This is a genomic window from Aliidiomarina maris, from assembly GCF_003987335.1.
GTDB classification, from domain to species: domain Bacteria; phylum Pseudomonadota; class Gammaproteobacteria; order Enterobacterales; family Alteromonadaceae; genus Aliidiomarina; species Aliidiomarina maris.
In genome coordinates, this window is record NZ_PIPK01000039.1 from 1 (window position 1) to 1015 (window position 1015).

Annotated in this window: 1 pseudogene; it reads left to right on the top strand. The window is 46.0% G+C overall.

From position 1 onward, the window contains the following. A pseudogene (locus CWE07_RS14255) lies at nucleotides 1-985 on the top strand (IS3 family transposase); the annotation flags it as partial. Nucleotides 986-1015: the final 30 nt, after the last annotated feature.

Consider the following 1015-nt stretch of genomic DNA (forward strand, 5'->3'; position numbering starts at 1 on the left):
CCAGAGAAGCAGAGCAAGCCGCTGAAATTGCTCGATTAAAACGTCAATTAGCTGAACAGGCAGAGGACCTGGCCATATTAAAAAAGGCGGCTACCTACTTCGCGAAGAACCAAAAATAGCCAGATTTGAGTTTATTCTTGAGCACCAGCATCAATTCAGCTTAAAGCGGATGGTGAACGTGCTCAACGTATCGCGTAGTGGGTATTATGCCTGGCGGAAACATGGTCAGACAGTCAATCCTCGAGAGCAGCGTCAAATTGAGCGAGACGAGGCGATTAAGCAGGCATTTATTGACTCGAAAGAGCGTAGCGGCGCTCGGCGTATCCAAGTGGATTTGGCAGAGCTCGACATGACACCCGACATCAAAACTATTCGCAATAGTATGATACGCCAGGGCCTTGTACCTAAGGCTGCACGTAAATTTAAGGTCACCACGGACAGTAAGCACAATCAGCCTGTGGCGCCAAACTTGCTGGAGCAAGATTTTACGGCAAGTGCTCCGAATCAAAAGTGGGTTGGCGATATCACGTATTTATTCACTAGTGAGGGCTGGCTGTACCTAGCGGTAATCATCGATTTATATTCACGCTCGGTTGTTGGCTGGTCGATGAGTAACCGAATGACCGCAACGTTGGTGTGTGATGCTCTGAAAATGGCTTTATTTCGCAGAGGCTTTCCCGAAGGGAGCATTGTTCACAGCGACCGAGGTAGTCAATATTGTTCAAACGATTATCGAGATTTAATTAAAAAACATAGACTTACTCAGAGTATGAGCCGAAAAGGAAATTGTTGGGATAATGCCTGTGCCGAAAGCTTCTTTCACTCATTAAAGGTCGAAGCCTTGCAGGACGAGCCCATCATGGATCGAGAAAATATGCGCCGAGCAGTCTTTGAGTACATCGAAGTTGATTACAACAAGACAAGAAGGCATAGTGCTATTGGCTATCTCAGCCCAGAGAACTTTGAATTAAAAAATAGTGCTTAGCAAAGTGTCCACTTTTAGTGGTACGGATCA